Origin of the sequence: Caballeronia sp. LZ034LL, from assembly GCF_031451215.1 — a bacterium.
In the GTDB taxonomy this organism is placed as follows: domain Bacteria; phylum Pseudomonadota; class Gammaproteobacteria; order Burkholderiales; family Burkholderiaceae; genus Caballeronia.
Genome location: NZ_JARUXR010000003.1, coordinates 461,278 through 488,188 on the forward strand (window position 1 = coordinate 461,278; position 26,911 = coordinate 488,188).

At 63.6% G+C, this 26,911-nt stretch carries 21 protein-coding genes and 1 pseudogene; 10 read left to right on the forward strand and 12 right to left on the reverse strand.

From position 1 onward, the window contains the following. Nucleotides 1–11: 11 nt before the first annotated feature. The 8 genes from QCE83_RS23180 to QCE83_RS23215 form a co-directional block, all read right to left on the reverse strand. Complete coding sequence (locus QCE83_RS23180; protein WP_309816724.1) at nucleotides 12–1,313, reverse strand: MFS transporter; 1,302 nt, start codon at nucleotides 1,311–1,313, stop codon at nucleotides 12–14. Between the two features lie 95 nt (nucleotides 1,314–1,408). After that, entirely contained in the window at nucleotides 1,409–2,176 is a 768-nt protein-coding gene (locus QCE83_RS23185; RefSeq protein ID WP_309816727.1) for an SDR family NAD(P)-dependent oxidoreductase, read from the reverse strand. Beyond that, nucleotides 2,173–2,697: a 2,4'-dihydroxyacetophenone dioxygenase family protein gene (locus tag QCE83_RS23190; protein ID WP_309816733.1), complete on the reverse strand. Its 525-nt coding sequence runs from the start codon at nucleotides 2,695–2,697 to the stop codon at nucleotides 2,173–2,175. The genes QCE83_RS23185 and QCE83_RS23190 overlap by 4 nt, the downstream gene beginning before the upstream one ends. 139 nt (nucleotides 2,698–2,836) lie before the next feature. Next, a complete protein-coding gene (locus QCE83_RS23195) occupies nucleotides 2,837–4,174 on the reverse strand; it encodes an MFS transporter (protein ID WP_309816735.1) in 1,338 nt (445 codons plus the stop codon). Nucleotides 4,175–4,189: 15 nt separating this feature from the next. Continuing rightward, the gene (locus tag QCE83_RS23200; protein ID WP_309816740.1) at nucleotides 4,190–5,527 is read right to left on the reverse strand and encodes an MFS transporter; all 1,338 of its coding nucleotides are present in this window, start codon (nucleotides 5,525–5,527) and stop codon (nucleotides 4,190–4,192) included. A gap of 87 nt (nucleotides 5,528–5,614) precedes the next feature. Next, nucleotides 5,615–6,550 (reverse strand): sugar kinase, encoded by a 936-nt coding sequence (locus QCE83_RS23205; protein ID WP_404985397.1) that lies wholly within the window; start codon nucleotides 6,548–6,550, stop codon nucleotides 5,615–5,617. Continuing rightward, on the reverse strand, nucleotides 6,537–7,187 hold the full coding sequence (locus QCE83_RS23210) for an RraA family protein (protein ID WP_309816743.1): 651 nt from the start codon (nucleotides 7,185–7,187) through the stop codon (nucleotides 6,537–6,539). Before QCE83_RS23210 ends, QCE83_RS23205 begins: the two co-directional genes overlap by 14 nt. 76 nt (nucleotides 7,188–7,263) lie before the next feature. Beyond that, nucleotides 7,264–8,484: an L-dopachrome tautomerase-related protein gene (locus QCE83_RS23215; RefSeq protein WP_309816746.1), complete on the reverse strand. Its 1,221-nt coding sequence runs from the start codon at nucleotides 8,482–8,484 to the stop codon at nucleotides 7,264–7,266. Between the two features lie 188 nt (nucleotides 8,485–8,672). Here QCE83_RS23215 and QCE83_RS23220 point away from each other — a divergent pair, with 188 nt between their 5' ends. Continuing rightward, nucleotides 8,673–9,356 carry a GntR family transcriptional regulator gene (locus QCE83_RS23220; RefSeq protein WP_309816748.1) on the forward strand — a complete coding sequence of 228 codons (684 nt, stop codon included), beginning with the start codon at nucleotides 8,673–8,675 and terminating at the stop codon, nucleotides 9,354–9,356. Between the two features lie 27 nt (nucleotides 9,357–9,383). Further along, entirely contained in the window at nucleotides 9,384–11,120 is a 1,737-nt protein-coding gene (dld, locus tag QCE83_RS23225; RefSeq protein WP_309816750.1) for a D-lactate dehydrogenase, read from the forward strand. On the opposite strand, the gene QCE83_RS23230 is transcribed toward dld, so the two are convergent. Then, nucleotides 11,117–12,427: an ATP-binding protein gene (locus QCE83_RS23230; RefSeq protein ID WP_309816751.1), complete on the reverse strand. Its 1,311-nt coding sequence runs from the start codon at nucleotides 12,425–12,427 to the stop codon at nucleotides 11,117–11,119. The two genes, dld and QCE83_RS23230, sit on opposite strands and share 4 nt — an antisense overlap. Beyond that, nucleotides 12,427–13,155: a response regulator transcription factor gene (locus QCE83_RS23235; RefSeq protein ID WP_309816754.1), complete on the reverse strand. Its 729-nt coding sequence runs from the start codon at nucleotides 13,153–13,155 to the stop codon at nucleotides 12,427–12,429. The genes QCE83_RS23230 and QCE83_RS23235 overlap by 1 nt, the downstream gene beginning before the upstream one ends. A gap of 313 nt (nucleotides 13,156–13,468) precedes the next feature. On the opposite strand from QCE83_RS23235, the gene QCE83_RS23240 reads away from it, so the two are divergent. The 4 genes from QCE83_RS23240 to QCE83_RS23255 all read left to right on the forward strand — a co-directional run bounded on the left by QCE83_RS23240 (nucleotide 13,469) and on the right by QCE83_RS23255 (nucleotide 20,652). Further along, a complete protein-coding gene (locus QCE83_RS23240) occupies nucleotides 13,469–14,521 on the forward strand; it encodes an efflux RND transporter periplasmic adaptor subunit (RefSeq protein ID WP_309816757.1) in 1,053 nt (350 codons plus the stop codon). A 6-nt stretch (nucleotides 14,522–14,527) separates the two neighbouring features. Continuing rightward, the gene (locus tag QCE83_RS23245; protein ID WP_309816760.1) at nucleotides 14,528–17,659 is read left to right on the forward strand and encodes an efflux RND transporter permease subunit; all 3,132 of its coding nucleotides are present in this window, start codon (nucleotides 14,528–14,530) and stop codon (nucleotides 17,657–17,659) included. Next, complete coding sequence (locus QCE83_RS23250) at nucleotides 17,652–19,040, forward strand: efflux transporter outer membrane subunit (protein WP_309816762.1); 1,389 nt, start codon at nucleotides 17,652–17,654, stop codon at nucleotides 19,038–19,040. The genes QCE83_RS23245 and QCE83_RS23250 overlap by 8 nt, the downstream gene beginning before the upstream one ends. 112 nt (nucleotides 19,041–19,152) lie before the next feature. Continuing rightward, nucleotides 19,153–20,652 (forward strand): argininosuccinate lyase, encoded by a 1,500-nt coding sequence (locus QCE83_RS23255; RefSeq protein ID WP_309816765.1) that lies wholly within the window; start codon nucleotides 19,153–19,155, stop codon nucleotides 20,650–20,652. Between the two features lie 16 nt (nucleotides 20,653–20,668). On the opposite strand, the gene QCE83_RS23260 is transcribed toward QCE83_RS23255, so the two are convergent. After that, a complete protein-coding gene (locus tag QCE83_RS23260) occupies nucleotides 20,669–21,583 on the reverse strand; it encodes a LysR family transcriptional regulator (RefSeq protein WP_309816768.1) in 915 nt (304 codons plus the stop codon). 164 nt (nucleotides 21,584–21,747) lie between these two features. On the opposite strand from QCE83_RS23260, the pseudogene QCE83_RS23265 reads away from it, so the two are divergent. Together QCE83_RS23265 and QCE83_RS23270 are read left to right on the forward strand one after the other, a co-directional pair. Beyond that, nucleotides 21,748–23,044: pseudogene (locus QCE83_RS23265) on the forward strand (MFS transporter). Nucleotides 23,045–23,309: 265 nt separating this feature from the next. Further along, nucleotides 23,310–23,732, forward strand: a complete 423-nt coding sequence (locus tag QCE83_RS23270; protein WP_309816772.1) for a glycine betaine ABC transporter substrate-binding protein — start codon at nucleotides 23,310–23,312, stop codon at nucleotides 23,730–23,732. 20 nt (nucleotides 23,733–23,752) lie between these two features. Here QCE83_RS23270 and QCE83_RS23275 read toward each other — a convergent pair whose 3' ends face one another. Then, nucleotides 23,753–24,613 (reverse strand): IclR family transcriptional regulator, encoded by an 861-nt coding sequence (locus tag QCE83_RS23275; protein WP_309816775.1) that lies wholly within the window; start codon nucleotides 24,611–24,613, stop codon nucleotides 23,753–23,755. A 284-nt stretch (nucleotides 24,614–24,897) separates the two neighbouring features. Between QCE83_RS23275 and QCE83_RS23280 the strand changes: the two genes are divergently transcribed. Both QCE83_RS23280 and QCE83_RS23285 read left to right on the forward strand, forming a co-directional pair. Next, nucleotides 24,898–25,989, forward strand: coding sequence for an ABC transporter ATP-binding protein (locus QCE83_RS23280; RefSeq protein ID WP_309816778.1), 1,092 nt, complete (start codon nucleotides 24,898–24,900; stop codon nucleotides 25,987–25,989). Beyond that, nucleotides 25,982–26,899 carry an ABC transporter permease gene (locus tag QCE83_RS23285; RefSeq protein WP_404985402.1) on the forward strand — a complete coding sequence of 306 codons (918 nt, stop codon included), beginning with the start codon at nucleotides 25,982–25,984 and terminating at the stop codon, nucleotides 26,897–26,899. The genes QCE83_RS23280 and QCE83_RS23285 overlap by 8 nt, the downstream gene beginning before the upstream one ends. Nucleotides 26,900–26,911: the final 12 nt, after the last annotated feature.

A 26,911-nucleotide genomic window follows, 5' to 3' on the forward strand; every position in this document is an offset into this window, starting at 1 on the left:
CGATGCCTTGCTTATGAAACCGAGGGAACGTGCGTGCTCGCCGGCTGCGGCGCCACTTCGCGCACCACAAACAGATACACGAGCGCCGCGGCGAACGCGACCGCTGCGCTGATGAGCAGTGCATTGACGAACGAATGCGTCTGATCCACCACGATGCCCGTGATGACCGGCGCAAACGAGCCGCCGAGATAGCCGCCGAAATTCTGCATGCTGCCGAGCGAAGCCACGAGATGACGCGGCGCCGCCACGGTCACCAATGCCCATGCGCTGCCGCTGGCGAGATTCACGAAGAACATCGCGAGCGAGACGTAGGCGATCGCCATGGCCGTGCTCGGCGTGTACGCGGCCGGCACGGTGAACGCCGCCGCGCCGATCAGCCCGATGCACACCGGCCACTTGCGGCTGCGGATCGGCGCCATGCCCCGGCGCAGCAGATAGTCCGCGATATAGCCGCTGCCGCCCATGCCGAGCGTGCCGAAGATATACGGGATCGACACGAGCCAGCCGGTCTTCGCAATGCTCAGGTGGCGCTCATGTTCGAGATAGCCGGGCAGCCAGGTCAGATACAGCCACACCATGTAGATGACGCCCATGAAGCCGAAGATCATGCCCCACGTGTTGCGCAGCTTGAAGAGCGCGCCCCACTCCTTGAAGCTCAGGCCCTTGTTCGGACGCGCTTCGGTCTTGGCGTTCTGATCGAGCCATTCGGTCTCGTCCTGCGTGAGCGTGACTTCATCGCGGTTGCGATACCACATATACCAGCCTACCGAGACCAGCACGCCGAGCACGCCCATGATGACGAACATCGTGCGCCAGCCGAACGACAGCATCAGCACCGTGAGCAGTGGCGGCGCGATCATCGGCGCGATGGTCGAGGACGCGATGAAGGTGCCGGTCGGCCCGCCGCGCTCATGCACGGCGAACCATTCGTTGACCACCTTCGCGCCGGCCGGGAACAGCGGAGCCTCGGCGATGCCGAGAATCGTGCGGGCGAACAGGAAGTGATTGAGCGACTGGATGAAGCCGCCCGCCATCTGCGCGACGGACCACACCAGCATGCCGAGTCCGAGCATGGCACGCGAGCCGAAGCGGTCGAGCATCGCGCCGACCGGCAATTGCGCGAACGCATAAGCCAGCGAGAACGCGGACAGCAGCAGACCGATCTGCGCGCCGCTGAGGTGCAGTTCCTCGCTGACCGAGTGATTCGCGATGGACAGCGTGGTGCGGTCCAGATAATTGACGATGCCTGCGATCGTCAGGAAAACGACCGCGATAACCTGCGTGCGTTTCAGGCGCTTCGATTTCTGAAGCATGAGTGTCCCCTCGACTTGCGTTGTGGTGTCCAGCGTGGTTCAGGTCAGGTCCGGCATGCGTAACGGGTCGTCCGGTGAAGACCCGCTGGCCGGTATCAGTATGTGGCGCGGCCGCCCGAGAGATCGAAGATCGCGCCCGTGCTGAAGGTGCAGGAATCGGAGCAGAGCCAGAGCGCCAGTTGCGCGACTTCGTCGACGGTGCCGAGGCGGCCCATCGGGCTCTTGTCGATCATCGTCTGCACGTGGGCCGGCGACATCTGGCCGAGCAGCGGCGTTTCCACCGCAGCCGGCGCGATGCCGTTGACGAGCACGCCCGTTTTCGCGAGTTCCTTGCCGAGCGACTTCGTCATCGCGATCACGCCGGCCTTGGCCGCGCTGTACGCGGACGCGTTGGGCGTGCCTTCCATGCCCGCGAGCGACGCGATATTGACGATGCGGCCCTGCCCCGCGCGGCGCATCTCCGGCACGACGAAGCGGCTCACGTGAAACGTGCCGATCAGATTGATCTCGACGATGCGTTGCCACTCGGCGGGATCGTAATCATCGAGCGGCGCGGTCGATCCGGCAAAGCCCGCATTGTTGACGAGGAAGTCGATGCGGCCATGACGTTCCAGCGTGGCGGCGAGCGCGCGCTGAATCGACGCGGGATCGGCGATGTTCACCTGGCATTGCGAGGCGGCGGGCGTGGCGTCGTCGGGGCCGGGCGCGAGATCCCAGTTGACGACGGTGGCGCCCTGCGCCGCCAGCGACTCGCAGACCGCGCGGCCGATGCCGCCGGTCGCGCCCGTCACGACAGCCACGCGTTCCGTGAAGTCGTAGCGCGCGAATGCTGTCGATGCGGCCCGGGCCGGATGCGTTCTCATCGGATGAACTGGTCGACGTAGTCTTCGCCCAGACCGACTTGCGCGTAGTGCTTGCGGCACATGTCGATCTTCGTGAAGACGTCTTCGTAGCCGGTGTAGTTGCCGTACGGATCGCAATAGAACATCACGCCGTTGACCTGGAAGTACGTGATCATCTCTTCGACGTCTTCAGGCACATACAGCGTATGCGTCTCGCCCGGCGGCTCGTAGACATAGCTGCCTTCCGTGGCGGTCCATTCGTGTTCCAGATATTTCCAGCGCCCCTTCAGCACCATGCCGTGCACGCCCTGCGGATGGCGATGACGGCTCAGCACGCCCGACTTGCGCACGCGCAACAAATTCATCCAGTAACCTTGCGATGCATTCAGGCACAGCGGACGGAACGACACGTTTTCGGCCTGCGGCACCCACACGCGTTCATCGGTGGGAATGGCGAACGGGACGACGACTTCCTTCTGCGCTTCCTTCGGAAAAGGCAACTGGTAAGGCGTCATCGGATTGGTTTCGACGATCGTGGGCATGGATATCTCGTTTTGAAGTCCGATAAAGGTGATCTGCATGCCGATTTGTCCACCATGCGGACGCGCAAATCACGATATGGACAATTATCCAGTGTGCCCTTGCGGATGGTCAAGGCTAGGGTATTCCCTGCCTCTCCGCTTATGTCGACCTTGCGGCGTCAGCCGTGCGCCGCCGTTCCTCGCTCGGACCTGGAATGGGTTCGATCTTGCCGAGGACGAAGACGATCGACAGAATGCCCGCGAAGATCACGACGCCCGCAACCCAGAACGCGTTCTCGAACGAATGCGTCGCGCTGACGATGAAGCCGGTCAGCGCGGGCGCCACGGCGCCCATGACATTGCCGACGCAGTTCATGATCCCCGAGACGGTGCCGACGCCGCCTTGCGGCGCAATGAGCGATGGAATGGACCACGACACCGCGCCGGCAATTGCCAGCCCGCCGAGCGACACCGAGATCCACGCGATGGCCCAGCGCGGATCGGTCGTGCCGATCACGCCGAGAATCGCCAGCGCGCAGATCATGCCGAACACGAGCACGGCCTTGCGCACGCCGCTTTCGTCGTGGCCTTTGGCGATCATGTGATCGACGATCCAGCCGCCGATGAACACGTCGGTGAAGGTGGCCCAGGCCCAGGGAATCATCGCGTAGCCGGCCGAGTGCAACACGCTCATGTGCATCGTCGTGACGAGATAGCTCGGCAGCCAGGTCAGGAACAGATAGAAGGCGTAGTCGTAGGCGGAATAACCGATCGTCAGGCCCCAGACCTTCTTGTTGGTCAGCAGATAGCCGAGCATGCCGGCGGTGCCGGTGGCCGACGGTCCTTCCGGCGTCGCGCCGCCTTGCTGGATGTAGGCGAGTTCGTCGCGCGAGAGCCGTGCATCCTGCGACGGATCGCGATAGACGATGCAGAAGCCCGCGAAGTACACGAGGCTCAGCGCCGCCGACATCCAGAAGCCCCAGCGCCAGCCGAACGTCACCACGACGAACGCAATCAGCGGCACGCCGATCACGTTGGCGAACTTCGCGGAGGCATCGAAGATGGAAGTGGCGAGCGCGCGCTCGGCGCGTGGAAACCAGTAGCCGGTGGCCTTCGAACTCGCGGCGAGCCCGGGCGCCTCGGCGACGCCGAGCAGGAAGCGCGCGGCGACGAGCCCGCCGAAGCCGCTCGCGAGCGCCGTGATGACCGACGACACCGCCCACAGGAACGCACCCCAGCGGCCCACGCGCGTGACGCCATAGCGGTCGAGCACGACGCCGGCCGGGATCTGCAGCAGCGCATAGGCCCACGAAAACGCGCTGAACAGGATGCCGATGTCGCCGGGGGTGAGGTTGAAGGCTTCGCTCAGTTGCGGCGCGGCGACCGAGAGTGTCACGCGGTCGATGTAATTGACCAGGATGCCGATGCCGACGAAGATGCCGATCCACCAGCGACGGCGCGGCACGGACTGGCGTCGGGTCATGACGTTATGGTGCATGTCGTGTTCTCGTGGTTAGTTGGCGCGCCGGCCCTGGACGCCGTTCGTCGCGCGGGGCGAAGGCTCGCCGCGTTGTCCGGAGCCGCCCGACAGCACGCTCGCGATGGCTGCGAGCAAGGCCGCGCCCGCCAGGATGCCGAGGCCCGCCGCATAGCCGGACGTGGTGGAGCGCACGTAGCCCAGCAGATAGGGACCTGCGAAGCCGCCCAGATTGCCGATGGAGTTCGCCATCGCGATGCCGGCCGCCGCTGCCGTGCCGCCGAGGAAAGTGGTCGGCAGCGCCCAGAACGAAGGCAGCGCGCCGTATCCGCCGATTGCGGCAATGGTCAGGCCGACGAGGATCATCGGCAGCGAGGACGAGGTGGCGGCAAACGCCAGCCCCGCCGCCGCGACGACGCACGCGCATGCCAGGTCCAGCCGGTACTTGCCGCGCCGGTCGGCGGCGCGCGACCACACGACCATCGTCAAGGCGCCGATGACGAAGGGCACCGCGTTCACGGTGCCGATCCATTCATCCGCGACACCGAGCATCTTCATGATCTGCGGTTGCCACAGCACCAGACCGTTGTTCGCCGTGACGATCAAAAAGTAGATCGCGCCCAGCAACAGCACGCGCGGGTTCGCGAGCGTTTGCAGCACGCCCGCCTTGTGATGGCGCTCGCGTTCGGCCGCTTCGCCGCTGATGCGTGCATGGAGCCAGTCGCGTTCGTCGGCGGCGAGCCACTTTGCGTCACGCGGCGAATCCACGAGATAGCGCAGCGTCACGAAGCCGAGCAGCACCGAAGGCAGGCCTTCGATCACGAACAGCCACTGCCACCCGGCGATGCCGAGCAGCCCGTCCATGTGCAGGATAAAGCTCGACACGAGCGAGCCGAGCGCGGTCGACACCGGATTCGCCAGCATGAACAGTCCGACGACCTGCGCGCGGTAACGCGCGGGAAACCAGAACGTGAGATACAGGATCACGCCGGGGAAGAAGCCTGCTTCGGCCGCGCCGAGCACGAAGCGCAGGATCATGAAGCTCGTCGGACCTTGCACGAACGCGCCGCACGCGGAGATCAAGCCCCAACTGATGAGAATGCGCGCGAGCCAGATGCGCGCGCCGGTCTTCGCAAGCGCCAGGTTGCTCGGCACCTCGAAGATGAAATAGCCAATGAAGAAGATACCCGCCGCCCAGCCATAGGCATACGAAGAGAGGCCGATGTCCTGGTTCATCGTCAACGCGGCGAAACCGACATTGACGCGATCCAGGAATGCAAAGAAGTACAGAAGGATCAGAAACGGCAAGAGCCGTCGCGTCACCTTTCTCATGGTGCGCTGTTCGAGCGCACGATCGTCGTGATGGTCATGCATGACCTGTCTCCTCGCCTGCCTTGTTCAATAATGGTTTGATGAGCGATGAAACGGCCGCTGCGCGCTGCCGCGGCCGTCTGGACGACTTCAGTGCGCGGCCAGCATGGCTCGCACGTCGGCGGGGCGCGGTATCGGGGCAACCGCGCCATAACCTTGCGTCGAGAGTGCCGCTGCGGCGTTCGCGTAACGCGCGGCCGCTTCGGCCGAATCGCCTGCCGCGAGTCGCGTAACGAAGGCGCCGTCGAAGCAGTCGCCCGCGCCGGTGGCATCGACGACATCGACCTTGTGGCCCGCAATGCGCACGCGCGACGCGCCTTGTGCGACCAGCACGCCGTCGCCGCCCAGCTTCAGACACACCGTGTGCGGACCCAGCGCCAGATAGTGCTGGACGATTGCTTCCGGGTCGTCGAGGCCGGTCAGCGTCTGCGCATCCTCGAAACTCGGCAGCATATAGTCGGCATGACGCGCGGTGGCATCGATGATCGCGCGTGCCCGCGTGAGCGGCCACAGTTTGAGGCGCACGTTCGGATCGAAGGTCACCGCCACGCCCGAACGCTTCGCAAGCTCCACCGCCGCGAGCACGGCATCGCAGGCGCTTTCGCTGATGGCCTGGCTGATGCCCGACACATGCAGGTAACGCGCGCGGCCAATCGCGTCGAGCGGCAGATTGGCGGGCGACAGACGGCTCGCCGCCGACCCTCGCCGCAAATAGCTGAACGCATGGCCGCGTTCGTCATGCGTGACGAAGTACACGGCGGTATGCGCTTCATGATCCGTTGCGACGCCGCTCGTATCCACGCCCTCGCGCTGCCAGAGGTCGAGGAAGCTGCGGCCGAACGCATCGTCGCCGAGCCGCGTGACATAACCCACGCGTCCGCCTTGCCGAGCGACCGCAACGCAGAAGTTCGACGTATCGCCGCCGAAGCCCTGCAGGTAGTCGCGCGCATTGGCCGCGGTCTGGTTGAACTCGATCATCGGCTCGCCGATGGCGACGATCTCCGCTGCCATCTCAGATGCGGCCATACTTCGCGAGCCCCTTGCGCAAGGATTTTTCGCCGATGATGAGACGCGCCTGTTCCAGTTCGCGCTCGTCGATTTCCTGCGACAGTTTCAGCACGGCCTCGGCATGTTCGCGCGGCACGACGATGACGCCGTCGATATCCGCGACGATGATGTCGCCCGGATGCACTTTCACGCCGCCGCATTCCACCGGCACGTTCGCTGCGAGCGTCGTGAAGCGGCCCACAGTCGTGCCCGGCGACACGGAGCGCGAATAGATCGGGAAGTCGTAGTCGCGGCGGATCTCGGTCAGATCGCGCACGCCGCCGTCGAGGATCGCACCGGCGTGCTCGTTCGCCACCGCGCCCGCCGTCATCAGCCCGCCCCACACGGCCACGTTGGTCTCGCCGAAGATGCCGATCACGATCACGCTGCCGGCCGGCGATTCGTCGATGGCGTCGAGCGCGTGTTGCGGCGGCACTTTTTCATGCGTCGGCGCTTCGAGAATCGTCACCGCCGGCCCGACGATCTTCTTGTCGTTGATACGCGGCTTGATCGACTCGTCCATGTAACCGCGCACGCCGGCAATCTGATCCACAGCGTCGGCCACGCTCGCCGTCGCGACATTCTCGAAACCCTTGATCAACGTTGCCAGTTCCATTCACTGCTCCTTTCGTTGGTAGTATCACTAATCATTCAAACAACGATGCAGGCCGATGGGCTGCATTGCATCGAAACTACTTCGACGTATAGCTCTTGCCGTGAGCCTCGATCTTCCAGATGCGGAAGTTCGGCACGGCGGGATGATCGAAGTCCATCTGGTTGTCGACCCACTTGTTCAAGTGGCCGGATACCGCATACAGCGATCCGTCCGGACTCCAGCTCAGCGTGTCAGGCCACACCATCTCCGGATGGACCACATAGGTCGAGATCGCGCCCGTCTTCGCATCGCGGAAGTTGATGCCGTTCATTTCGAGCGCGGTCATATAGAGATTGCCGCTGCGATCGGCGATCATGCCGTCGGTATTGGACGGCAAGGTCGCGACGCGTTTCACGGCCGTGCGCAGCGCCGCTTCGCTTGTCCCGAAGTTGCGCAGCAGCGCGGTATCCAGCGAATAGAGCGTGTGGCCCGAGAGATTGGTCCAGTACAGCGTGCGCTTGTCGCCCGACAGCGCGATGCCGTCCGCGCCGGTGCGCATCGGCGTCTTGCTGAGCACGGGCTCGTTGTCGATGCGGAAATTAAAGCCGGCTTCGTCGGTTGTGAAGACGGTCTGGTCGAGAACGCGGCGCGCGCGATTGCTCTTCTGGTCATACACGATGAGCCCACCGTGCAGGTGATCGCAGAAGATGCCCGAGTCCGTGATATAGGCCACGCCGCGGTCGTTATCGACGACGACATCGTTGAGGAAGGAGCATTTTTTATCGGAATCGGCGTCGCTGAATTCGTAGCGTTGGATCTCGCGATTGGTCTTCAGGTCCCACAAAATCAGCTTCTCCGCCCCCGCCGCCGACGGCTGCCCCGCAATGTGTCCCTGATCGAGAATCCACATCACGTCATTGCGATCGATCTCGAAGCCGAGCACGGACTGCAAGGCCTGACGGTCGCCCACCTTGTTCATGGCCACGCTCGGGAACGGTTGCAACTCCCATTGACCGTTCTTGCGCACCAGTTTGGACAGCGTGGCGGGCACGTCCGGTCCACCCCAGCGCGCAGTGCTGACATACATCGTGCCGTGCGAATCGACCTTCACGCCCTGCAACAGCACTTTCTTGTACGTCTGATTGCTTTCGTAAGCCTGCTCGGCCTGGGCGTCGCCAAGGTCGTAGGGCAGGCGGTTCCACTCCGCTACGACTTCGACATGCGGCATAGCATTCGATGACGCCGCGAATGCCGCGCCGTTCGACATGATCAACGCGCTCGCCAGGGCGAGTCCGAGCCTGCGACTGTTTCGCATCATTGAGTCTCCTCCGTTCCGGTTTTTTCTTCGTCGGGTGGTCGGCTTTCGAGGCCGCCGCAATCGAGAACTGATATCTTAGATATCAATTTCGAGACGTGCAAGCGGCGCGTGCTAATATCCACACAGACAATCGGTGCATGCAGTACGAACGCGCCGTTCCGCTCATACGAGCAATCGTCGATGCCCCCATGAACATGAAGAGTGAAAAGCTGGCCGAGCGTCCCAAGTCGCTGACGGCCATCGCGAAAGACCTGATCCGCAATGCCATCGTTGAAGGTGAGCTTCCGTTCGGCAGCCAGCTTTCCGAAAGCGCGCTGGCGCTCCAGTTCGGCTTCAGCAAGACGCCCGTGCGCGAAGCCCTGCTGCAACTCAAGCTGGAAGGTCTCGTCGATGTGCTGCCGCAATCCGGCACGCTGGTCTTCAAGCCGACCGAAGATCAGGTGCGCGAGATCTGCCGGTTTCGCGAGATCATCGAACTGTCGGCGCTCGAACTCGCGATGCGCGGCGATCACGAAGGACTCGCGCAGAGCCTGACGGCGGCGCTGAAGTCAGGTCTTGACGGCGATATCGACGACGACATGCGCCATCGCCTGCAGGACGCGAGCTTTCATGGCGCGATCCTGGAACGCTGTGGCAATGCGTATCTGCAAGCCGCGTATCAACTGGTCGCCGACAAGATCCAGGCGCTGCGCGCGCGGCTCGCCGCCGATGACAAGCGTGTGGATTCATGCCACGACACGCATTCGGAGATCATGCAGCTGATTGGCGCGGGCAACGTGCGCAAGGCATGCGCGGAGCTGCGCACGCATATTCGCAGCACCGAGGACTCGTACATCCGTGCGAGCCAGCACGGCGACGACAGCGCGGCCTGACCCCGCGCCCCAAACGAATCGTTCAACATGCAAGCACTTATCCAGTCGCTCGGCGACATCGTCGGCAGCAAGTTCGTCTTTACCGGCGCGACAGAAACGCGCCGCTTCCGGCAGGGCTATCGCTACGGCGGCGGCGCGGTGCTGGCCGCTGTGCAGCCCGGTACGCTGGTCGAAATGTGGCGGGCGTTGCAGGCCTGTCACCGGGCCAACGTCATCGTCATCTGCCAGGCGGCCAATACCGGGCTGACGGGCGGATCGACGCCGGCAGACGTTGGCTATGACCGCCCGGTCGTCATCATCAACGGCATGCGTCTGCGCCGGCTCGACTTGATCCGCAATGGCGAGCAGGTCATCTGCCAGCCCGGCGTGACACTGGATCAACTGGAAAAGCGCTTGCAGCCGCTCAGGCGCGAGCCGCATTCGGTGATCGGCTCGAGTTGCATCGGCGCTTCGGTGACAGGCGGCATCTGCAATAACTCGGGCGGCTCGCTGATCCGTCGCGGTCCCGCGTTCACGCAGTTGTCCATCCATGCGCGCATCACGGCGGACGGCGAACTGAAGCTCGTCAATCATCTGGACATCGACCTGGGCGATTCGGCCGAAGCCATCCTCGCGCGTCTCGATGCAGGCGAGTTGCCCGACGATATTCCGGCTGCCGCTGGCCTGCTGGCATCGGATCATGAATACAGCACGCATGTGCGCGACATCACGGCCGCCACGCCCGCGCGCTACAACGCAGACCCGCGCAGACTTTACGAAGCGTCCGGCTCGGCGGGACATCTGGCCGTGTTCGCGCTGCGGCTCGATACCTTCCCGGCGGACGAACGCACGCAGGTGTTCTATATCGGCAGCAACGATCCGGCGGAACTCGAGGCGATCCGCCGCGACATCCTTGCGGATTTCGACAGCCTGCCGATCGCGGGTGAATACATGCATCGGGGCGCATTCGATATCGCCCGCCGCTATGGCAAGGACATGTTCCTGTATATCCGCAAGTTCGGTACGGACAAGGTGCCGCATGCGTTCGCGGCAAAGAGCCGCTTTGACGGCTTCACCGAAAAAGCCGGCCTCGGCGGCGCGATCAGCGACCGGCTGTTGCAGGCCGCGAGCCAGCTTTTGCCCGAACATCTGCCACGCAGGTTGATCGAGTACCGCGACCGCTTCGAGCATCATTTGCTGCTGAAGATGGGCAACGACGGCGTGCAGGAAGCGCGCGCCTATCTGCAAGCGCGCTTTCCGACGCAGCAAGGCGACTACTTCGAATGCACCGACGATGAAGGCAAGGCGGCGTTTCTCAACCGCTTCGCGATCGGCGGCGCGATGGTCCGTTATCGCGCGGTGCATCCGCGCACGGTGGAAGACATCGTGGCGCTCGACATCGCCCTGCCCCGCAACACCACCGACTGGTTCGAGCGCTTGCCGCCCGAGATCACGAAGGACATCGAGTTCACGATGTACTGCGGCCACTTCTTCTGCCACGTGCTGCATCAGGAGTATCTGGTGAAAAAAGGCGTGGACTGCGACCGCATCAAGGACGCCATTCTTGCGCTGCTCGCCGCGCGCGGCGCCGAGTATCCGGCCGAGCACAACGTCGGGCATCTGTACGAGGCGAAGGCTTCGTTGCGCGAGTTCTACGAACAGCTCGACCCGACCAACTCGTTCAACCCGGGCATCGGCAAGACGTCACGCATGTTCAACTGGGGCAAGCCGGGCTATGCCTGTGCTTGCGAAAGCGAACATGAAGGCGTGCAGCACACGCCCTAATCCCGGCCGCCTGCCTCGGTCACGGGCAGGCAGACCCGCGCCAGCAATCCCGTCGGCGCACGATTGCTGAGAGTCAGCGTGCCGCCATGCGCGCGCACGATTTCATCGACGATCGACAAGCCCAGCCCCACGCTGCCGGGCCGCTTCGCACGCGCCGGATCCAGACGCACGAACGGCTCGATGACATCGCCCAGACGCTCGGGCGGAATGCCCGGCCCGTCGTCCGACACGTCGATGACGACCTCGCCGCCCCGCACGCTTGCCACCACAACGACCAGCGTGCCGAAGTGAATGGCGTTCTCGATGAGATTCGTCAGCACGCGCTGGAACGCATCCGGTCGACAAAAAAACGGAATGCGTTCCGGATTTTCGTAGCGGATGACAGCGCCGGACTCGGCATATTCGTCGCACAAGGTTTCCAGCAGCGCGCCCAGATCCAGCCACTCCATTTTCTCTGCGCTCGTGTCGGTGGTCAGGAAGGCGAGCGCGGAACTGACCATGGTCTGCATCAGCGTGATGTCGCGTTGCAGCTTCGCGCGGTCGATGTCCTTGTCCTCGCGGTCCACTTGCAGACGCATGCGCGTGAGCGGCGTGCGCAAATCGTGGCTGATGGCGGCCAGCATCCGCGTGCGGCTCTGCATGTGGCGCGTGATGCGCTCCTGCATGGCATTGAACGCATGCGCTGCGCGGCGTATTTCCAGCGGCCCTTCTTCTTCGATCGGCGCAAGCGCGATATCGCGGCCGAACGCATCGGCCTGTCTCGACAAACGCCGCAATGGCCGGATCACGCGCGACACCGCCCATGCCGACAACGCCGCGACGCCCACGCAGAGAAATGCCAGCGCGCCAAAAAACGGAATGGTGAAGCGCTCTGGTTCGCGCTCGCTGCGGTCGGTATGGAGTTCGAGCGTCCGCGTGCCGAGTGGAATCAGCACTTGCACGTCGCGTTCCGGATGGCCGGCATCGCACGCGCGCACCGTGAGTTTTTCTGCATCGTGCAGTTCGGATTTCAGCGCGGCTTCCAGATCGTGTGTATCCAGCGTGATCTTGCCGCAGGGCACGGGCGCATCGGTCCATGTGGCGGGCATTCCCGACGCGGCCAGCACCCGGTCCTGCTCCGCAGCGGGCGTCGCCTTCAGAATGCCGACCAGCGCGCTGATGCGATAGGTGGTCTGCCAGGGCCACGGCGGATTCGGCGGCGCGCCCGGATAGAACAGCAGCGCGATGAAGAGCAGGAACGTCGCCACCGACGAACACGCAACGATGGCCAGAATCTGCCCGAGCGTGGTAGAGAAAAAACGCGGCATCAGACGGTCTTCACTTCGGGCTGGAACGCGTAGCCATCGGCGCGCATGGTGCGGATGGGATCGTCGAGCGGATCGTCGCCTTGCAGCTTGCGGCGCAGACGGCTGACAAGCAGATCGACGGAACGCGCTGCGATCGGAAAGTCCTTGCCGCGCGTGAGGCCGATGAGTGCTTCGCGTGACAGCACCTCCCGCGCATGCTGGCAGAAGACCAGCAGAAGATCCGTTTCCGCGCCGGTGAGCGGCACGCGCAATCCCTTGGGCGAGCGCAGGAACCGACGGTACGGATAGAACGTGAACCCGGAGAACGTCATCACGAGTTCCGTAGCCGGCTGCCGGGCCGATGCGGATTCGCCCGAGGCCGTTTGCCCGCGCCGCAACACCGCGCGAATGCGCGCGAGCAGCTCGCGCAGATCGAACGGCTTCGTCACGTAGTCGTCGGCGCCGAGTTCGAGACCCACGACCTTGTCGGTCGGTTCGGACAGCGCGGTCAACATGATGATGGGCGGGCCGCCCGACGCGCGCACGCGCCGGCAGAAACTCAGACCGTCTTCGCCGGGCAGCATGACGTCGAGCAGGATCAGGTCGAAAGCGCCGGGCGCGAGCATCTCATGCCCCGCTTCCGCGCTCTGCGCAACCTGCACGCTCAGACCCTTGCCGCACAGGAAGTCCGCCAGCGATGCGCTGATGTCGGGATCGTCTTCGACGAGCAAGAGGCGGATATCGGTCACGTCGATAAAGGGCCGGTCAGGGCGGAAAGGCAAACCATGTGATTGTCCACCAGAATCTGGACGCGCTTCATGTCAATCCAGACACAATATGTGAATGTCTATATGAATCAATAACTTAATTGATGTTTGGCGGCTTCGCGGCTATCTTTGGGCCTTCGGCAACGATACGCGCCATCAACAATGAATCGGCGCGTTGCCTCCGTCATTGCATCTCATGCCCAGAACTTGCCTTCTTGATTCCATCGCCCTCGCTTCAATCGCCTGTCTCGCGCTGTCCGCCTGCCACGACCCATCCGCTTCCGCCGCCGCACCCATGCCCGCGCTATCCGCAGCGCCGCGCGTCAGCGTCACGACGCTGGCTGTCCGACGTATCGATATCGTCGATGACCTGTCGGGCCGTCTGTCGTCCGTCGAAGTCGCCGACGTGCGCCCGCAAGTGGACGGCATCGTGCAGCGCCGCCTGTTCACCGAAGGCGCGGCGGTCAAGGCGGGCGAGCCGCTCTATCAACTCGATCCCGCGAGCTACCAGGCCGCCTACGACACGGCGCGCGGCGCCTTGCAGAAAGCCATCGCGACCTCAAAGGCAGCGGACATCACGGCACGGCGCTATCAGGACCTGTTGAAGGTCAAGGGCGTAAGCGAACAGGACGTCGAGAACAACCTCGCCGCCGCCGACGAAGCCCGCGCCGATATCGTCACCGATCGCGGCACGCTGGAAACGGCGCGCGTCAATCTCGCGCGCACGCGCATCGTCGCGCCGATCAGCGGCAAGATCGGCAAGTCGGCGGTCACGGCTGGCGCGCTCGTCACGGCAGACCAGACCACGGCGCTTGCCACGATCCAGTCGATGGACGCGCTCTATCTCGACGTTACGCGGTCGAGCACGGAAGCGCTGCGTCTGCGCAAGGCGCTCGCAGCGGGCGCTTTGCAGGCCGGCGCGGCGCAGGTGAACGTGCAGACTGAAGATGGCGCCGCCTATGCGCATCCCGGCAAGCTGCTGTTCGCCGATGTTACGGTGGACGCCACCACGGGCTCCATCACGTTGCGCGCGCTGATCCCCAATCCCGAACACGAACTGATGCCCGGCATGTTCGTGCAGGCGCGCCTCGATGAAGGCGAACAGGACGCGCTGCTCGTGCCCCAGACGCTCGTGAATCGCGGCTCGGGCGGCACGGCAACCGTCCTGATCGTGAATGCCGCGAACGTCGTGGAGAGCCGCGACGTCGAAGCTGAACAGGCGCACGGAACGGACTGGATCGTGACGCGTGGCTTGCGCGCGGGCGACCGCATCGTCACGGACAATCTGCAATCGATCAGCGCGGGCATGAAGGTGACGCCCGTCGAAACCGCTGCAAAGGGAGCGTGACCGGACATGCTCTCCCGCTTCTTTATTCATCGGCCGGTGCTGGCATGGGTCATCGCCATCGTCGTGATGATGATCGGCGCATTGTCCTTGCGCACGCTGCCGGTCGAGCAGTATCCGAATATCGCGCCGCCGACCATCCGCATCAGCGCGACCTATCCCGGCGCATCCGCCGATACGCTCGCCACCACCGTCACGCAGGTCATCGAACAGGACATGGTGGGCATCGACAACCTGGACTACATGTCTTCGTCGAGCAGTTCGGCGGGCACGGCCACCATCACGCTGACCTTCAAGTCCGGCACAAATGCGGATGTCGCCGCGATGCAGGTGCAGAACAAGGTGCAGGAGGCGAATGCCTCGCTACCGACCGTCGTGCAGGAAGAAGGCATTCAGATCACGAAGACGTCCGCGGACATTCTGATGGTGATCTCGCTCACATCCACCGATGGCCGCATGAACGCGATCGATCTCGGCAACCTGCTCGCGACCCGCGTGGAAGATCCGCTCACGCAGATCAGCGGCGTGGGCCAGGTCATGCTGTTCAATGCACAGCACGCGATGCGCGTCTGGCTCGATCCTGTGAAACTGCGCAGTGTCGGACTGATGCCGAGCGATGTGACGACCGCCATTGGTTATCAGAACGCGCAGTTGTCAGTCGGGCAGATCGGCGGCGCGCCGCAGACCGATACGCAGGCGATCAACGCGACCATCGTCACGAAGGGCTTCCTCAAGACGAGCGACGAGTTCGGCAAGGTGCTGCTGCGCGTGAACAGTGACGGCTCGCGGGTGTATCTGAAGGACGTGGGCCGCGTCGAAGTGGGCGGCGATTCATACGGCATGACTTCGCGCCTCAACGGCAAGCCCGCCGCATCGATGGGCATTCAACTCGCCAGCGGCGCAAATGCGTTGACCGTTGCAAAGGCCGTGAAGGCGGAACTCGCCGTGTTGCAGAAGCAGATGCCGGGCGGCGTGAAGGTTACCGTCGCACACGATACGACGCCCTTCATTTCAGCCTCGATATCCGAAGTGGTGAAGACGCTGATCGAGGCGGTCGTGCTGGTCTTTCTCGTGATGTATCTGTTCCTCGGCAATCTGCGCGCGACGCTGATACCGACCATCGTGGTGCCCGTCGCGCTGCTCGGCACCTTCGCGCTGATGGCAGTGGCGGGCTTCACGATCAACGTGCTCTCGCTGTTCGCGCTGGTGCTCGCCATCGGCTTGCTGGTGGACGATGCGATCGTCGTCGTGGAGAACGTCGAGCGTCTGCTGAGCGCGGGTTCAACGCCGCTCGAGGCCACCGTGCAGGCGATGAGCGAGATCGGCGGCGCGCTGGTCGGCGTGACGGCGGTGCTGACGGCCGTGTTCATTCCGATGGCCTTCATGTCGGGATCCACCGGCGAGATCTATCGGCAGTTCTCGCTGACGATCACCTCGGCGATGCTGCTGTCCGTGCTGCTTGCGTTGACGCTCACGCCTGCGCTGTGCGCCACGCTGCTGCGCCCGGTCGATCCCGAGCATCAGCGGCGCGGCTTCTTCGCGTGGTTCGAGCGGACCTTCGAGAAAGGGACGCGCCGCTATGAACGTGCCGTCACGAAGCTCGTGGCCCGGCCCCTGCGTTCGATGCTGCCTTATGCACTGATATGCGGCATCGCCGCGCTGCTGTACTGGAACCTGCCGTCGTCGTTCCTGCCGGATGAAGACCAAGGCACGCTGATGACGCTCATCACCCTGCCCGCAGGGAGTTCGAGCGTGCAGACCAACGTCGTGGAGAAGCAGGTCGAGTCGTATTACACGTCTCTCCCGGATGTGGAGGACATCATCATGCTGGACGGCTTCAGTTTCTCCGGCGAAGGTCAGAACATGGCTATGGCCATGGTGCGCCTCAAGGACTGGAGCCAGCGCACGGGCCGGGGCCATACGGCGGCGGAGATCATCGCGGCCGCCAACCGCCACTTCGCGGGCAACCACACCGCACAGGTCTTCGCGATGAATCCGCCCGCCGTGCATGGACTCGGCACCTATAGCGGCGTGGACTTCGAATTGAAGGACATGGTGGGCCTCGGTCACGCCGCATTGACGGCGGCGAAGCAGAAGTTGATCGCGATGGCATCGAAGGATCGGAACATCGAAGGCATGCGGGCCGCCGGCATGGCCGACGAACCGCAATACGAAGTGGACATCGACTATCTGAAGGCGGCGGCGCTCGGCGTGAGCGCGCAGAACATCGACGACACGCTGCAGACCGCGTTCGGGTCTTCCTACGTGAACAACTATGTGGATTCTGGCCGTATTCAGAAGGTCTACGTGCAGGCATTGCCACAGTACCGGATGATGCCCGCGGATATCGGCAAGTGGTTCGTGACGTCGGCGAATGCAGCATCGGCCTCAAGCACGACGACCGCCACGAGCTACGACGGTCAGATGGTGCCCTTCTCCGCCTTCGCAGCCGGACACTGGACCACGGGTGCACCGCAAGTCGAGCGCTACAACCGCAGCCTCTCCATGGAAATGACCGCGCAAAGTCCCGAGGGCATCAGCAGCGGCGACACGATGAAAGCCGTTGAAACGCTCGTGGCGAAGTTGCCGCAGGGTATCGGCATGGAATGGACGGGCGAGTCTTATCAGCAGCAACTCGCGGGGTCGCAGGCCACTTATCTTTACGCACTGTCCCTGATCGTCGTGTTCCTGTGCCTCGCAGGTCTCTACGAAAGCTGGTCCGTGCCGTTCTCCGTGATACTCGTGGTGCCGCTCGGCATCGTGGGTGCGTTGATCGCCGCACATGTGCGCGGCTTCAGCGACGACATCTACTTCAAGGTCGGGCTGCTCACGACCATCGGTCTGGCGACGAAGAACGCGATTCTGATCGTCGAGTATGCGAAGTCCCTGCTCGAGCGCGGTCATGGCCTGCGGCAGGCGGCGATCGAAGCGGCGCACCTTCGCTTGCGGCCTATCGTGATGACGTCTCTGGCCTTCGGCTTCGGCGTGTTGCCGATGGCGCTCGCCAGCGGCGCGGGCGCGGCGAGTCGCGAAAGCCTCGGCACGGGCGTGCTCGGCGGCGTGATCGCGGCGACGCTGCTGGCGATCGTCTTCGTGCCCGTGTTCTTCGTGCTGGTGAAAGGGATGGGTCGCGATGAATAAGCTCTTCACATGCGTTGCGGCCCTTGCACTGTGCCTCTTGAGCGCATGCACGCTCGAACCGCATTACGAGCGCCCTCAGGCGCCGGTGCCGTCAACCTACCCTCATTACGGCGCATCCGATGTCACGCAGGCATCCACGGACATCCTCACTGACTGGCGTCTCTTCGTGCAGGACGATCAACTGCGTACGCTGATCGACCTCGCGCTGAACAACAATCGCGATCTGCGCCAGGCTGCCTTGCAGGTGGCGCAGTATGAAGCGCAATACCGCATCGTCCGTGCGGAACTCGGGCCTTCGATCGCCGTGACGGGCGCGCAGAGCGCGTCGCGTGCAGCGGGCGTGACGACCCATGCATCGAGCCTGGAACTCGGCGCGAGCGCGTGGGAGATCGACTTCTTCGGGCGCATTCGAAGCTTGAAGGATCAGGCGCTCGAACAATACCTCTCCACCGATGCCGCCCGGCGCAGCACTCAGCTCAGTCTCATCTCGACCACCGCAACGGACTATCTGACATGGCTCGCCGACCGCGCGTTGCTGGCGAACACTGAACGCACGGTGCAGTCGTACCGCGACACGTATGAAACGACACTGCGTGCCGCGCAACTCGGCGGCGGTTCGATGGAAGACGTGCAATCGGCGCGCACTTCGCTCACGAGCGCGATGGCAAGCGTCGCGTCCTACACGCGTGCGGTGGAGCAGGATCGCAACAATCTGCTTGCAGTGATCGGCTGTCCGCTGCCTGCGGATTTTCCCGACACACGCTTGCTGCCGGAAGCGCCGCTGTTCGCGACGGTGCCGGAAGGTTTGCCGTCGTTTCTGCTCACGCAGCGTCCCGACATCGTCGAAGCGGAACACACGTTGAAGGCCGCGAACGCTTATGTCGGCGCGGCGCGCGCGGCGTTTTTCCCGAGCGTATCGCTGACAGCGGCCGGCGGTACGGCCAGTGCTTCGCTGTCTTCGCTCTTCAAGGCAGGGAGCGGCGCGTGGTCGTTTGCGCCATCGATTACGGTGCCGGTCTTCGAATCCGGCAGTCTGCATGCGACGCTCGATGCCGCGCAGATCGCGAAAAACATTCAGATCGCGGCCTATGAAGGCACGATTCAGACGGCCTTCAAGGAAGTGGCGAATGCGTTGGCCGCGCGCTCGACTTACATCGATCAGACGGCAGCGGATGCGCAATACGTCGATGCCGCGCAACGCTACTACGACATCGCGAATGCGCGTTATCGCGGCGGGCTGGACAGTTTTCTGACGCTGTTGACCGCGCAACGCACGCTTTATGCCGCGCAGACGCAGATGATCACGGACCGCGCGGCGCAGCAGTCGAACATGGTCACGCTTTATACGGCGCTGGGCGGGGGATGGAGGAAGGACGAATAGCGGGTTCGCCACCGCGCGGGCATACGCGATTAGAATCGCTGTCTTGCCCGACGCGCCGCGACGACTTGATGAAGCCGTCGTGCCCACCGAAGCGACCAGAAAAATCGAGACCATGTTAAGAAAAAAAGTCTTACCGCTCGCTTTCACATTTCTTTGTCATGCATTGCCGGCGGCGGCCCAACAGACGCCGAACCGCGACGAGTTCTACTGGCTCGGCGAGATCAACAAGGCCAGTGCGGTCATCAATACGCAAGAGGGGTTGCTGGACAAGTCGCTGGCGCCCGGCATTGCGGCGGGCCTTGCCAAGGTGCTTCACGACGGCGATCAACCCGGCGGCAAGCGCCCGTCCACGGTAATCACCTTCGAGCCGCTGATGATCCAGGCAGCAGGCATGGATGTCACGCTCCTGCACGCGGGACGCTCGAGCCAGGACATGCACGCAACCTACCGCGCGGCGATCCTTCGTGATGACATGCTGCGCCTCGCCGATCAGCTGAACCAGACCTCCAAAACTATCGTGGCGCTCGCACAGAAGCACGAACATACCGTCGTGCCGAACTACACCAACGGCGTCGCGGCGCAACCGAACAGCTACGGTCACTATCTGCTGGGCTATGCAGCCGCGCTCGATCGTGATGCGCAACGCATTCGCGAAGCCTATGCACGCATCGATCTCTCTCCGATGGGAACCACCGTCCTGAACGGCACGAGCTGGCCGCTGGATCGCACGCGCATGGCGGACTATCTGGGGTTCGCCGGCATCGTCGACAACGCCTATGATGCCCATCAGATTGCCGCGGTCGATCATCCTGTCGAAGCGGGCGCGATCGTCACGAGCATCGCGCTTCATGCGGGCAGCTTCATCGAGGATGTGATGACGCAGTATGCGCAGCCGCGTCCGTGGATCCTGCTGCAGGAAGGCGGCAACAACACCTATGTGTCCAGCGCGATGCCGCAGAAGCGCAATCCGGGCTTGCTGAATTCGACTCGCGCGGATGCCTCCACTGCCATCACGCTTGCCATGGGACCGGTCATGCGCGCTCACAATCTGCCGCCGGGCATGCCCGACGCGAAGGAAGTCCGCGACAACAAGGAGATGGTGAACAGCGCGATCACGGTCTTGCGAAAGTGGAATGCGATCCTCAATGCACTGGTGATCGATCAGGGCCGGGCGCTGGAAGAACTGAACAGCGACTGGACCGCGTCGCAGGAAGTCGCCGACGTGCTGATGCGCAAATACAAGCTGCCGTTCAGACTGGGGCATCACTTTGCTTCGGAGGTCGTGGAATACGCGAGAGAGCACGACATCAAGCCCAGCGACTTCCCTTATGACCAGGCGCAGCGGATTTATGCGGAAACCACGCAAGGGTACGGCAATGGCGTGCTGCCGATGAGCGAGGCGGAATTCCGTTCGACACTCGATCCGGTCGCCATCGTCAATAACCGGCGCACCGTGGGCGGTCCGCAGCCGGCCGAGATGACGCGCATGCTCACCGAGGCGAACGCAAAGCTTGCGCAACAGGATCAATGGATCAAGGAGAAGCGTGCGCGGATCGATACCTCGCTGAACAAGCTCGACCGGGATTTCGACACGCTCCTGAGCAGCAGATGAGGCGTCTATACGACCCTCAGCGCCGACCTGTCAGCGCGAACTCCGTTGTTGTGACGGCATCGGCCAGATAATCGACGAACGAGGCGATCCGTGCCGAGATCGCCGTGTTGCGGTAGTAGACGGCGTTGATGGGCTGCCGCACTTCCTGCGTGTGCCGCGCAAGGATCTGCACGAGCTTGCCTTCGCGCCGGTCGCGCAGGGTCATGAAGTCCGACAGGCACACGATGCCCTGACCTTCCAGCGCGAGATGCCGCAGCGTCTCGCCGCTCGACGACGCAATCGCAGGCGTGATCCGATACGGCTCGCTGTCCCGCGCCGAAAGCGGCCACACATTGAGCGACTCGGGCTGGGTGAAGCCGAGCAACGCATGCCCCACGAGTTCATCGACGCGCTTCGGGTGCCCGTGCGCTTCCAGATACCGGGGCGACGCGAGCACACGAATCCGGCTGCTGCCGATCGGGCGGCTGTGCAGCGTCGAATCCTTCAGCCTGCCGATGCGGATCGCGACGTCGGTGCGGCGTTCCAGCAGGTCGATCACCCCTTCATTGCTGTTCAGTTCCAGTTCGACGTGCGGATAGCGTTCACGGTAGTCGGCGAGCAGCGGCACGATCACGTGCAGCATGAACGGCGTCGCGGCATCGACGCGCAACAATCCGGACGGCCGCTCGCGACGCGCGGCAATCTGCTCTTCGGCGCGCTCCACCGCATCGATGATTTCACGTGCATTCTGAAGAAAACTCTTGCCTTCGTCCGTCAGTTCCAGCCGGCGCGTGGTTCGCCGCAGAAGCGTGGTCTGGAGCTTTTCTTCGAGTCGGCCGAGGGTACGACTCGCGCCGGAGACGGTTTGATCCAGCTGCTCTGCGGCGGCGGTAATGGATCCGGTATCGACCACGGCGGCAAAGGTCTGAAGCTCGTCGAGCGTGACTTTCATCGTTGATTATTTTTCAAGGATGTTCCGGTTATAGACTAGCTTCCTCGCAAAAGTAAAGCCGGTCCGCAAGCCGCCGATTCAGTAAAAAAGCAGAAAATGGCGTTCCACCCAGGAAGCGTCGCGCGCGTTACCCTTCGACGGCGGCCGACTCTCCGATTCCGAACATGATCAGGTCCTTGCTGACGAACCTTGTTTCCGGAACGCATCCGCTGGACGAAGACCGTTTGCTCGATCGCAAGATCACCTGGCGCATCGTGCCGTTGCTGTTCGCCTGCTTTGTCGTGCTGTTTCTTTCAGATGAAGCACGACCTCGGCTTCACCGACGCGATGTACGGACTCGCCGCCGGCATCTTCTATCTCGGCTATGTGATCTGCGAAGTGCCGAGCAACATGCTGCTTGCACGCTTCGGCGCGCGCAAGACGTTCTCGCGCATCATGCTGTTTTCCGGAATCACGGCGATGGGCACGATGCTGGCCTCCACGCCGTCGGCCTATTTCGCGCTGCGTTTCATGCTCGGCGTGTTCGAGGCGGGTTTCTTCCCAGGCATCATCCTGTACATGACCTACTGGTTTCCCCCGCATCGACGCGCCGGCATCATGTCCGTCTTCATCGCGGGTGTCGCGACTGCCGGCATGCTTGGCGGACTGTTCTCCGGATGGATCATGCGCGACATGAACGGGCTGCTCGGCCTCTTCGGCTGGCAATGGATGTTCGCGCTCGAAGGCTTGCCTGCGGTGGCGCTCGGCCTCGTCGCGCGAGCGTGCCTGGCCGATTCGCCGGCTCAGGCAAAGTGGCTCTCTGAAGCTGAAAAGACGCGTCTGAGCGCGATGCTTGCCTTGCCGGCGTCTGCCACGCGCGCGAGCAGTACACGCGCCATCGCCGCGAATCCGATGGTGTACCTGTTCGCATTCGTCTACTTCACGCTGACGTGCGCGTCGCTCACGCTCAACTTCTGGCTGCCGCTGATGATTCGTGACTTTGGCGTCGATGACGTCGCGCTCGTCAGCCTGTACTCCGTCATCCCGAATGCGATCGGCGTCGTCGGGCTGATCGTCATTGCACGGCATTCCGACTCTACCCGCGAACGCCGCTGGCATTTCCTGTTGTGCACGGCCGGCGGCGCCGCTGCACTCGGTGCGCTGACCCTGCATCCGCACAGCCTAGTGGTCATGCTCGGCTTGCTCACCGTTGCATGCGTGTCGATCTACGCGGCATTGCCGGTGTTCTGGGCCGTCCCGTCGACACACTTCGCGGCCCGCGACTCGGCGGCCGGCATCGCGCTCGTCAGCAGCATCGGGATCACGAGCGGCATCGTCAATCCGTGGGCAATCGGTATCGTCCGCAGCAGAACAGGCAGTCTCGATGACGCCATCTACATCCTCGCGCCGCTGCTCCTGCTGAGCGGCATCGTGCTGCTGGCGGCCGTGAGGCCTGCGCGTCGACGCGAAGAGGCTGCATGAATCGGGCGCATGCGGCGATGGAATCGACACGCGTAGTTGCCCGTTTTTTATCGCGCTCCCGTTCCGTTTTTTTCCGGAACACCACGTCTCATTGAAAAGCGGAATGCTTTATAGCTGTTTCCTGACGCATTGCGAGAACGCACTGAGCCCACGGCCCGGGGCGTGAAGCACGCTAGCCTGCATGACGGCGTCGGGCATCAGGTTTCTGCCGCGCTCACCATAAGTCGGACGCGCGTTCTTGCGCATCGGAGCGGAGAAGCGTCAGATGGAACATCAGCACGAAAACCCTCCGAACCCGCTTCATGGCGCACATGGGCCCCTGAACCGTGGCCGGCGCGCACTGATGATTGCAGCGGCGACTCACGACACCGCGCTCGCTCAGCGCCAACGCTTCATCTTCCCGGCGTGGACCCCACAATACCTCAACAACGGTGGCCGCTTACGGCCGCTCGACGATCCGCTGCACGTGCTGGGCGGCGAGAATCGCGGCTCGCTGGTGGCGCCGCAAGCGCGGCTGCAGATGCTGCCGGCGCGAACGGTGCGCGTGCTCTCGCGCATCCGGCTCGGCATCGACGGCGTGACGCAGATGGACTGGCTGGTGAACGTTCAGAAAAAAACGCCGCTGGAAGCCGCGCGCACCTGGATGCAAGCCAACGATGCGCTTGTCTCCTCATGGTTCGCAGCCTGACCAGGAGCACGACCCCGGGTTCACTCTCCCGATCCGGATAACGGCTTCGTCGCCATCGCGCGGGTCAGGCCGTGTACGGGGCGCCGCACGGCGACATCAAATGGATTGATCTGCTGGCCGAGCGCCTGGGCCTGGCGTCGCAACAGTTCGACCACCATCGGCAGGCGGTCCTCGCCAAGACGCGTGGACAAGGTGCCGACGCTCAATGCGCCGATCGCCAGGCCCGCGCGGTCGAGGATCGGCACCGCGACACCCGCCATGCCGTCGATCAGACCGCTGTTGCGGCCGGCGTAGCCCTGAGCGCGCACCCGCTCGATCTCGGTGCGCAGATAGACTTCGTCGAACACGCCATAGCTGTGCAAGCGCGGCACGTTGAAGCGAATGATCTCTTCACGCTCCGCCTCGGGCTGGAACGCGAGTATCGCGAGGCTGCCCTGCCCGACGCCCAGTGCCACGCGTCCGCCCACGTCGCCCGTGAACGAACGGATGGGGAACGGACCTTCGCAGATGTCGAGGCACACCGCATCGAAGCTGCTCTTCACCAGCAGGAAGATGGTTTCGCCGAGTCCTGAACACAACCTCAAGAGTGCGGGCCGGCACAGCGCGCGCATGCGGCTCGGGTTGCCTGCCTGCGCCGCGAGCGAGAAAAAATCGACGCTCAGCCGATAGCGCTTGCTGCCCTCGTCCTGCTCGACCACCCCTTCCGCAATGAGCGCATGGAGAATCCGGTGCACGGTGGCCTGCGTGAGGCCGACTGCTTTCGCCAGCGCCGTGACGCGGCTTCCTTCCACCTGATCGTTGCCCAGCGCCCGGATCACGGCGAACGCACGCTGCAGCATGCCCGCGCCGGGCGTTCCGTTTTCTTCGTCCGGTACCTGCATTCTTGCCTCTCCGATTCCATTAAACGGAATAACTGCGCCGTGGCTCCAGATGACCTGAGACACGTGGACGCCCAATCCTGAAGCGGCGCTCCGGGATTACCCACATACCGCTCAGCGAAATTTTTTTCGAAACACCGCATCGATAATTTCATCAATCGAAATCTAAACGTAGATTCCGATCAATGGGTGGAATTTTAAATTGACCGAGCGAAATTTGGCTGGCTAGAGTCGCTCCATCGCAATCAAACGGATGTCGCCGCGCAGGCGCACCGAAGGGGCTCGCCGTGTCGTTTCTCACCTTGACGGATCTGTCGAAGTCGTTCGGCGATCTGCACGCCGTCGCCGACGTCAACCTGTCGGTCGAGAAAGGCGAATTCGTTTCGCTGCTCGGACCGTCGGGCTGCGGCAAGACCACGACGCTGCAAATGATCGCCGGCTTCATCGAGGCCACGCGCGGACGCATCATGCTCGATGGCCGCGACATCACCCATATGCGGCCAAACCGGCGCGGTCTCGGCATCGTGTTCCAGAGCTATGCGCTGTTCCCGCACATGAGCGTCGAACAGAACGTGAGCTTCGGCCTGGAGATGCGCGGGATCGACCGTGCCGAGCGCCGTGAGCGCGTGAAAGAAGCGCTCTCGCTCGTGCGCCTCGATGCCTACGCGCACCGCTTTCCCCGCGAGTTGTCCGGCGGCCAGCGTCAGCGTGTGGCGATCGCACGCGCCATCGTGATCGCGCCGCCGGTGCTGCTGCTCGACGAACCCATGTCGAACCTCGACGCCAAGCTGCGCGAGGACATGCAATTCGAACTGCGCGGCATCCAGCGCAAGATCGGCACGACGACCATCATGGTCACGCACGACCAGTCCGAGGCGCTGTCCATCAGCGATCGCGTGGTGGTCATGGAAGCGGGCCGCATCACGCAGGTGGACTCGCCGTATCGCGCCTACGAGCGGCCCGAGACGAGCTTCGTGTCGCAGTTCATCGGCAAGGCGAACATGCTGCACGGAAAGATCGTGGCGCGCGATGGCGACGCCATCCGCATCGACCTCGGTCACGACCTCGCGGAAACCGGCACGACCTCGCAATTACCGGAACGCGAGCGTGGCATCGGCGTCGGCGCCGCGGTCACGGTCTGCATCCGTCCGGAGAAACTCCGGCTCGGCGCTGCGGGCAGCGGACGTCTGCCGGGCCGCGTGACGAGCCGCTTCTTCCTCGGCAGCCAGTGGCTCTACCGGCTCGACAGCCGCGCCGGCGAAATGCTCGTGTGCTGCCAGAACCACGGCGACGACCCGCTCGAGGAAGGCGCACAGGTGGGCATCGACTGGAACACGGAATCGATCCGCTTCATCCAGCAGGAGGCCGCCCGTGGATAGCACGCTGCGCTCCTCCAACCCCGCCGCGACGCCCGACCCGCACGCCACGCGACGTGCGCCGTGGCATGCCTATCTGCCCCTGTGGCTGATGAGCGCGCCCGCCCTGCTGCTGTTCTGCGTACTGGTCATCGTGCCGCTCGGCATGACGCTCGCGCTGACGTTCTATCGTTTCGATCCGTCGCTCGGCCCGGTAGCGGCATTCGATCTGCATAACTACGCCGAGGTGCTCGGCTCCTCGTACTTCCACACGATTTTCCTGCGCACCTTCGGCATCGCCGCGCTCGTGACGGTGCTGTGCATCGCGATCGGCACGCCCGAGGCCTACATCCTGTCGCGCATGGGCGATCCCTGGCGTTCCGTTTTTCTGCTGGTGATCCTCGCGCCGCTGCTCGTTTCGGTGGTCGTGCGCGCGTTCGGCTGGAGCATGCTGCTCAACGTGAACGGTCTGGTGAACCAGTTGCTCGGCGTGTTCGGCATGGGGCCGTACAAGCTGCTCTACACGACCTTCGCCATCGTCATCGCGCTCGTGCACGTGATGCTGCCGTTCATGGTGATTCCGGTCTGGACCGCGCTGCAACGGATCGATCCGCAAACCGAGAACGCCGCGCTTTCGCTGATGGCCTCGCCCGCCGTGACCCTGCGGCGCATCGTGCTGCCGCAACTGGTGCCCGGGATCCTGTCGGGCAGCCTGATGGTATTCGGCCTCTCCGCAAGCGCGTTCGCGATTCCGGGCCTGCTGGGCGGACGACGCCTCAAGGTTGCCGCGACCACCGTGTACGACCAGTTCCTCAGTTCGATGAACTGGCCGCTCGGCGCGACCATCGCGGTGCTGCTGCTGATCGCCAATCTGGTCGTGATGCTCACTTACTACCGTGTGCTCGAGCGGCGCTATGCGCGCAGCATGGGCTGAGCGAGACGAATC